The sequence below is a fragment of the Kitasatospora sp. NPDC091276 genome (assembly GCF_040684355.1).
In the GTDB taxonomy this organism is placed as follows: Bacteria; Actinomycetota; Actinomycetes; order Streptomycetales; family Streptomycetaceae; genus Kitasatospora.
Window position 1 is genome coordinate 64,889 of record NZ_JBFBFU010000038.1, and the last position, 6,972, is coordinate 71,860.

6 protein-coding genes are annotated in these 6,972 nt (G+C 73.5%); all 6 read right to left on the reverse strand.

What is annotated here, in order from left to right; all coding sequences use genetic code 11:
* Positions 1-221: 221 nt before the first annotated feature.
* A complete protein-coding gene (locus tag AB0O19_RS33520; protein WP_363624975.1) occupies positions 222-536 on the reverse strand; it encodes a cupin domain-containing protein in 315 nt (104 codons plus the stop codon).
* Between the two features lie 124 nt (positions 537-660).
* The gene (locus AB0O19_RS33525; RefSeq protein ID WP_363624977.1) at positions 661-1,317 is read right to left on the reverse strand and encodes a YigZ family protein; all 657 of its coding nucleotides are present in this window, start codon (positions 1,315-1,317) and stop codon (positions 661-663) included.
* Between the two features lie 159 nt (positions 1,318-1,476).
* Positions 1,477-2,766, reverse strand: coding sequence for an aldolase/citrate lyase family protein (locus AB0O19_RS33530; protein WP_363624979.1), 1,290 nt, complete (start codon positions 2,764-2,766; stop codon positions 1,477-1,479).
* A gap of 137 nt (positions 2,767-2,903) precedes the next feature.
* On the reverse strand, positions 2,904-4,493 hold the full coding sequence (locus AB0O19_RS33535) for a DUF2637 domain-containing protein (RefSeq protein ID WP_363624981.1): 1,590 nt from the start codon (positions 4,491-4,493) through the stop codon (positions 2,904-2,906).
* A 201-nt stretch (positions 4,494-4,694) separates the two neighbouring features.
* Positions 4,695-5,360 carry a response regulator transcription factor gene (locus tag AB0O19_RS33540; protein WP_063347646.1) on the reverse strand — a complete coding sequence of 222 codons (666 nt, stop codon included), beginning with the start codon at positions 5,358-5,360 and terminating at the stop codon, positions 4,695-4,697.
* On the reverse strand, positions 5,312-6,721 hold the full coding sequence (locus AB0O19_RS33545) for a histidine kinase (protein ID WP_363624983.1): 1,410 nt from the start codon (positions 6,719-6,721) through the stop codon (positions 5,312-5,314). Before AB0O19_RS33545 ends, AB0O19_RS33540 begins: the two co-directional genes overlap by 49 nt.
* Positions 6,722-6,972 lie beyond the last annotated feature (251 nt).

Consider the following 6,972-nt stretch of genomic DNA (forward strand, 5'->3'; position numbering starts at 1 on the left):
GCCCAGGAAACGCCACGGCCCGGAGCGGAAGTTCCAACTCCGGGCCACGTCAATACGTTCGGGTGAATCTGCTCAAGCCGCGCACCGCGTGGCGCGGCTCCCGGTCCGACCCGCCCTCAGCGCCGGGCGGCGGGCGACGGGCGGCGGGCGACGAGCGGCGGGCGACGAGCGGCGGGCGACGAGCGACAGAGCCGGAGCGGCCCTGCTCATACATCGGCGGGTCAGGCCTCGGCGGGCCGGGCGCCGCTGCGACTCCACTCGGGCTCCGCGACCGGCACCGCCAACGCGCAACCGGCCGGGTCGGCGTAGCTCGCGATCAGCACCACGGGCTCGTCCCCGAGGTTGCGCCCCACGTGGACGTGGACCGGTCCGGCCTCCTCGACCAGCGAGTCCCCGGCCCGGCTGACCTCGACCCGGCCGTCGTGCAGGGTCCGGGTCAGCGTCCCGGACAGCACCACCACGTCCACCCGGCCCGGGTGGTAGTGCCAGCCGGTGCTGGCCCCCGGCGGCAGGGTGACGGTCTGGACGACGGGCATCTCGGGGCGGCTTCCTGCTCGACGACCGGACCAGGCTAGGCACGCCCCGCAAGGCTCCGAAACGGATCGGCCGCGATCTGGCCGAATAGGTGGCCGAAAGCGCCGCCGCCCGTCTGCTCCGGCATCAGACCGGCACCTCGACGTACGTCCGGCCGGCCGGGACCGCGACGGCGGTACCACCGGTCGCCTCGGCCAGCCAGGCGTGGAAGGCCGGCACCTCCGGCTGCGGTACGCCCACCTCGATCCGCACCCCGGCCGGTTCGTAGGCCAGGTCGCTGACCGTGTACCCGGCCGCCCGCAGGTCGTTCTCCACCCGTCCCGCGCGCACGTGGTCGGCCGTCACCGCGAGCAGCGCCACCGGCCGCCGCTCCAGCAGACCGACCTCGTCCACCGCCTCGGACACCGCGTTCCCGTACGCCCGCACCAGGCCGCCCGCGCCGAGCTTGATGCCGCCGAAGTACCTGGTCACCACGGCGGCGGTGTCGGTCAGGCCGCGTCGGCGCAGCACCTCCAGCATCGGCACCCCGGCGGTGCCGCCGGGCTCGCCGTCGTCGCTGGAACGCTCGCGGCGCTGCTCCTCGCCGACCACGAAGGCGGTGCAGTTGTGCCGCGCGTCCCAGTACTGCTTGCGGATGCCGGCGATGAAGGCCTGCGCCTCCTCCTCGTCGGCGACCCGGGCGAGGTGGCAGATGAACCGGGACTTCTTGATCTCGGTCTCGTGGCTGCCGGCCCGCCGGATGGTGAGGTACGGCCTGGCGGTCGGTTCCGGCGTGGCGGACATGACGCGGTGGTTCTCCCGGAAACGGCGACGGCTGGCGGGCGCACGCCCCGGGCGTCCCGGGGCGGCACCGCCAGCTTAGGCGTGTCTTGTGGGTCAGGTCGGTCCCGGCCTGACCCACAAGACACGCCACAGGCCCTGCTTCGTCGGCCGGTCGCGGGGTCAGCGCCCGGCCAGGGCGTCCAGCCGGGCGCGGTCCAGGCCGGTCAGCGCGGTGACCTCGGCCGGGTCGACGGCGCCGCAGTCCAGGCCGCGCAGCAGGTAGCCGCTGAGCGCCCGGGCGGTGGCCGGCTCGTCCATCACGTCGCCAGCCGCCTTGGCGACGTACGCGGCCAGCCGGGCGGCGGCGGCCGCCAGGCCCTCGCGGTAGAAGGAGTACACCGCGACGTAGCGGGTCGGCAGGTGCGCCGGGTGCATGTCCCAGCCCTGGTGGTAGGCGCGGGCCAGCGAGCGGCGGACCAGGTCGTGGTGGAGCTTCCAGGCGGCGTGCACCTGTTCGGTGGAGCCGGTTGGGATGACGTTGGTCGAGCCGTCGGAGAGCCGGACGCCGGTGCCGGCCGCGGCCACCTGCATGACCGCCTTCGCGTGGTCGGCGACCGGGTGGTCCATGCTCTGGTGGGCCGCGCTGACGCCGCAGGAGGCGCTGTAGTCGAAGGTGCCGTAGTGCAGCCCGGTGGCGCGGCCCTCGGCCGCCTCGATCATCCGGGCCACGGTGGCCCGGCCGTCCGGGCCGAGGATGGCCTGGGTGGTCTCGATCTGGATCTCGAAGCCGATCCGGCCGGCGGGCAGCCCGGCGCGGCGCTCGAAGTCCTCCAGCAGCCGGACCAGCGCGGTGACCTGCTCGGCGTAGGTCACCTTGGGCAGGGTGAGGACCAGGCCGTCCGGCAGGCCGCCGCCGGCCAGCAGGGTGGCCAGGAACAGTTCCAGGGTGCGGATGCCGCGGTCGCGGACGACCGCCTCCATGCACTTGATCCGGATGCCGAGGTACGGCGGTGCGGTGCCCTCCGCCGCGGCGGCGGCGACCAGTTCGGCGGCGCGGACGGCGGCGGCGTCCTCCTCGGCGTCCGGGCGGGGTCCGTAGCCGTCCTCGAAGTCGATCCGCAGGTCCTCGACCGGCTCGCGCTCCAGCTTGGCGCGGACCCGGGCGTGCACGTCGGCGAGCAGTTCGTCGTCGGCCACGCCGAGGGCACGGGCCAGCTCGGCGGGGGTGCCGGCGTGGGTGTCGAAGGCCTCCAGGGCCTGGCGGCCCCACTCCCTTACGGTGTCGGCGGCGAAGGCGTCGGCCGGGACGTAGACGGTGTGCACCGGCTGCCTGGTCCCGGTGTCGCCGGGGTAGCGGCGCGCCAGGTCGGCGTCGACCGGGGCGAGCAGCGCCTCCACGGCGGCGCGGGCGGCGGCGGAGAAGGAGGCCCCGCCCGTCGGTCCGTTACCGTCGACCTCGACCTGCGACATCCGCACTCCTCCACGCCGGACCAGCACTTCAACAGTTTGTTGAGGCGAACGTAGCTCCGGTCGGACCAGGCGTCAATGGCCGACCGAGCGGTGGGCGGAGGAGCCTTCGACGGAGCGTCCGGCCGAGGCGGCCCGGGTCAGTCCCTCCCGGCGGCGGCGTAGCGGTCGCGCAGCTGCGGGTAGAGCTCGGCGACGTCCTTGGGGTGGACCGAGCCATCCGGGCGGTTGCCGGTGACGCCGTACTGCTTGGTCAGCCACTCGGCGAGGCGCTGCGGGTCGGGCTGGTGCTCGTGGTTGTCCATGTAGCTGACCAGGGCGTCATAGGCCAGGTCCGGATCCAGCCGGGACGGGGCCGAGCGGGGCGCGGACTCCTCGTCGTGGACGGGGAACTGCTCGGCCGCGACGAACTCCTCGCCGTGGCCGGGCTGCTCGGCCTGAGCGGGCTGCCCGGCCGGGCCGGGCTGCCCGGGGTGGCGGGGCTGCGGCTCGGCGGCGAGCCCCGCCGCCTGAGCGACCTGGGCCTGGGGCTGATGCGGGAGGACCGGCTCCTCGGCGACCGGGCGCGGGGGCTTGAACCACGGCGAGGCCTGGCCGGGCACCCGCCCGCCGGGGGCGGCGTCGGACGGGTGGCCCGTGGTGCGCACCGGGCGCTCGGTCCACACGTTCAGCTCCTCGCGGTGCGGCTGCGGGGACTCCTGCGCCACTCCGTCCGGCTCCTGCGCGGCGCGCAGCCGGACGGCCGCCAGCTTCGCCAGCATCGGCGCGGCCACCTCGGCGGACATCGGCGCGACGGCGACCGGAGCCGGGGCCGGGGCCGGTTCGGGCTGGGGTTGGGTCTGGGCCTGGACCTGGGGTTGGACCTGCTGTATCTGCTGTATCTGCTGGGCCGGCTCCGGGCGGGCCGAAGCGGGAGCCGGGGCGGCGGCGACGGGAGCCGCGGGCACGGCGGCCTCGGCCGGGGCGATGGCCGTTGCGGCGCGGCCGTCCTGCCGCTGGAGCTCCAGCGCCTCCTTCTCCGCCAGAGCCTCCCGAGCCTCGCGCTCGCGCGCCTCCTCGTCCAGACGGTCGAACAGCGTCGGGTCCAGCGGCACCCCGTACTTGGCCAGCTTGAGCGGCAGCAGGGCCTGGATCGGCGCCGAGCGGCGCCAGCCGCGGCCGTACCGGAAGCGCAGCTGCGCCCGGTAGACCAGGCGGTTCTGCTCCAGCCGGACGACCTCGTCGTAGGAGCGCAGCTCCCAGAGCTTCATCCGGCGCCAGAGCTTGAAGGTCGGCACCGGGGAGAGCAGCCAGCGCATCACCCGGACCGAGTCCATGTGCCGGTCGGCCGTGATCGCCGCGATCCGGCCGACCGCGTGCCGGGAGGCCTCGACCACGACCACGAAGAGCACCGGGATGACGGCGTGCATCCCCATGCCGAGTGGATCGCCCCAGGAGGCGGCCGCGTTGAAGGCGATGGTGGCGACGGTCAGCACCCAGGCGGTCTGCCGCAGCATCGGGAAGGGAATCCGCAGCCAGGTCAGTACCAGGTCGAGCGAGAGGAGCACGACGATGCCGGCGTCGACGCCGATCGGAAAGGCGTAGGAGAAGGCCCCGAAGCCCTTCTCCTGGGCCAGTTCGCGCACCGCGTTGTACGAGCCCGCGAAGCCGATGCCCGAGATGATGCAGGCGCCGGCCGCGACCAGGCCGAGCAGGCCCCGATGGGCCTTGGTGAGCGTTGGGCGTGCCATTACGTCTATCAACCCCTGGATGTCGGCTGCTGCCGTACGCTGCCTCGGCTGCCGGTTCCCGCTTGTCGGGGCGCCGGACGGCTGAGCGACCTCCGGGCTCGGCCCACCGGAGTTTACTCGTACACCTGTTTCGGCGTTTCCGCAGCCTGGCGTGTCACCGTCCGGGGCTGACGACCGGCCCGCCGCGAACCGGGCGGATCGTCAGCCCTTCGGCCCGGCGGTTCCGTTGAGGTAGGTCAGCACCGCGAGCACCCGGCGGTTGGCGTCCTCGGCAGGGGCCAGTTCGAGCTTGGTGAAGATGTTGGCGATGTGCTTGGCCACCGCACCGTCGCTGACCGCCAGGCGGGCGGCGATCGCCGAGTTGGAGCAGCCCTCGGCCATCAGCTCCAGCACCTCGCGCTCGCGCGGGGACAGCCGCAGCAGCGGGCCGGGCCGACGCGAGGTGATCTGCATCAGCTTCGCGATCACGTCCGGGTCCATCGCCGTTCCGCCGGCCGCCACCCGGCGGACCGCGTCGATGAACTGGTCGGCGTTGAACACCCGGTCCTTCAGCAGGTATCCGATCCCGCCGGTGCCGTCGGCCAGCAGTTCCCGCGCGTACAGCTGCTGGACGTGCTGCGACAGCACCAGCACCGGCAGGCCCTGGATCTCCTTGCGGGCCTTCAGCGCCGCCTGCAGCCCCTCGTCGGTGAGCGTCGGGGGCAGCCGGACGTCGACCACGGCCACGTCCGGCCGGTGGGTCAGCAACGCCTCCAGCAGTTCGGGGCCCGTCTCCACGGCCGCGGCGATGGTGAAACCGTGCGCTTCCAGCAGTCGGATCAGGCCTTCGCGAAGGAGGTAGAGGTCCTCGGCGAGGACAACTCGCACGGCAGCTCCAAGGTGATGGTGGTCGGGCCGCCCGACGTGCTGTCGATGGCGAGGACACCGTCGAAGGTACCCAATCGCCGCTCGATCCCGCGCAGGCCGGTGCCACGGGACGGATCCGCCACGCCCACCCCGTCGTCCGTCACCGTGATCCGCAGGAGCCCGGCCCGGTACAGGATGTCCACCCACACCTGCTCCGCCCCGGAGTGCTTGGCCGCATTGGCCAGCAGCTCGCAGATGCTGAAGTAGGCCGCCGCCTCCACCGGCGCCGGTGGACGGTCCGGCAGGCTCACGCACACCTCGGTCGGCAGGGCGCTGTCCAGCGCCAAGGCGCGCACGGCGTCGCCCAGTCCACGCTCGGCGAGCACCGGCGGGTGAATGCCGCGGACCAGGTCCCGCAGTTCCTGGAGCGCCCGGGCCGAGGACTGCCGCGCCTCGGAGAGCAACTCCCGAGCTGCTGCCTGATCGGTGTCCATCAGGTGCTCGATCGTGCCCAGCGTCATCCCTATCGCGACCAGTCGCGCCTGCGCGCCGTCGTGCAGGTCCCGCTCGATCCGCCGCAGCTCCGCCGCCTGGTCGCCGACCGCGTCCGCCCTGGTCTCGGTCAGCTCGGCCACCCGCCTGGTCAGCTGGGCGTGCGTCGCCCGGCCGTCCTGGTCCAGTACCCGGCGGGCCACCTCGGCGTACCCGCGCACCGCGTACGGTGCCACGAGCACCCCGACCGCAACCATGCCCAGCCCGAGCGCGGCGCTCAGCAGGACCGACACCAGGCGTGCGGGCACCGGCCCGAACCCGTCCACAGGCAGCGGCGTCAGGATGCAGGCCACGCCCAGCACCATCAGGACGGCCACCGGACCCGCCAGCGCCACCACCAGGGCGGGGCTGATGGCCAGCCAGGCCACCTCCGACCGGGTGGTCCGGTCCCGGGCGCCCCAGTGCAGCAGTTGCGCGTACTTCGCGACCGTCCGGGAACGGTGGTACGAGTAGCCCGTCCACCAGTGCCCACGTTCGTCCAGCTCCAACGCGGGCCGGGGCTGGTACACGGCCAGCAGGCGGATGCCGTACCAGCGCTCCAGCTGCTGGCGCGTCCGGCTCGCCGTCCGGCGCACGAACAGGACCGCCACCAGGGCGCCGGCGACGGCCGCCACCGCGAGGCCGAACAGGACCACCGGGTAGTAGGAATCCTGGAAGACCGAGGCCGTGACCCCGCCTGCCGCCACCGCCGCTCCCACCGGCAGCACCAGCCCCGGCACCGCGCCCACCACCAGGAGGGCCAGCCGCGCCAGCCCCTGGCCGCCCGACGCGACGGCCGCCTCGGCCTGCGCGCGCACGGTCGCGCCGCTCGTTCGACTCGCTGTTGCCACGGAAACTCCTGATGCCGGTCTCGATCGTCCTCCACAAGTGTTCACGAACGACCCGCTCCAGGCACTGGCCATGCCACCCCAATTGCGAGGTGGTCCTAGCACCACCTGCGAGTGGACATAGCCCGAGCGGATTGTTGAGATTATCCGGAAATGCAAAGAACCCCCATCCGGTTTCCCGGATGGGGGTTCTCTGTGAATGATTGTTCGGCGGCGTCCTACTCTCCCACAGGGTCCCCCCTGCAGTACCATCG

Bases quoted from the DNA above. Each gene is read 5' to 3' on its own strand.
- AB0O19_RS33530 (WP_363624979.1), bottom strand. From the start codon at position 2,766: ATGTCGCAGGTCGAGGTCGACGGTAACGGACCGACGGGCGGGGCCTCC.
- AB0O19_RS33525 (WP_363624977.1), bottom strand. From the start codon at position 1,317: ATGTCCGCCACGCCGGAACCGACCGCCAGGCCGTACCTCACCATCCGG.
- AB0O19_RS33520 (WP_363624975.1), bottom strand. From the start codon at position 536: ATGCCCGTCGTCCAGACCGTCACCCTGCCGCCGGGGGCCAGCACCGGC.
- AB0O19_RS33535 (WP_363624981.1), bottom strand. From the start codon at position 4,493: ATGGCACGCCCAACGCTCACCAAGGCCCATCGGGGCCTGCTCGGCCTG.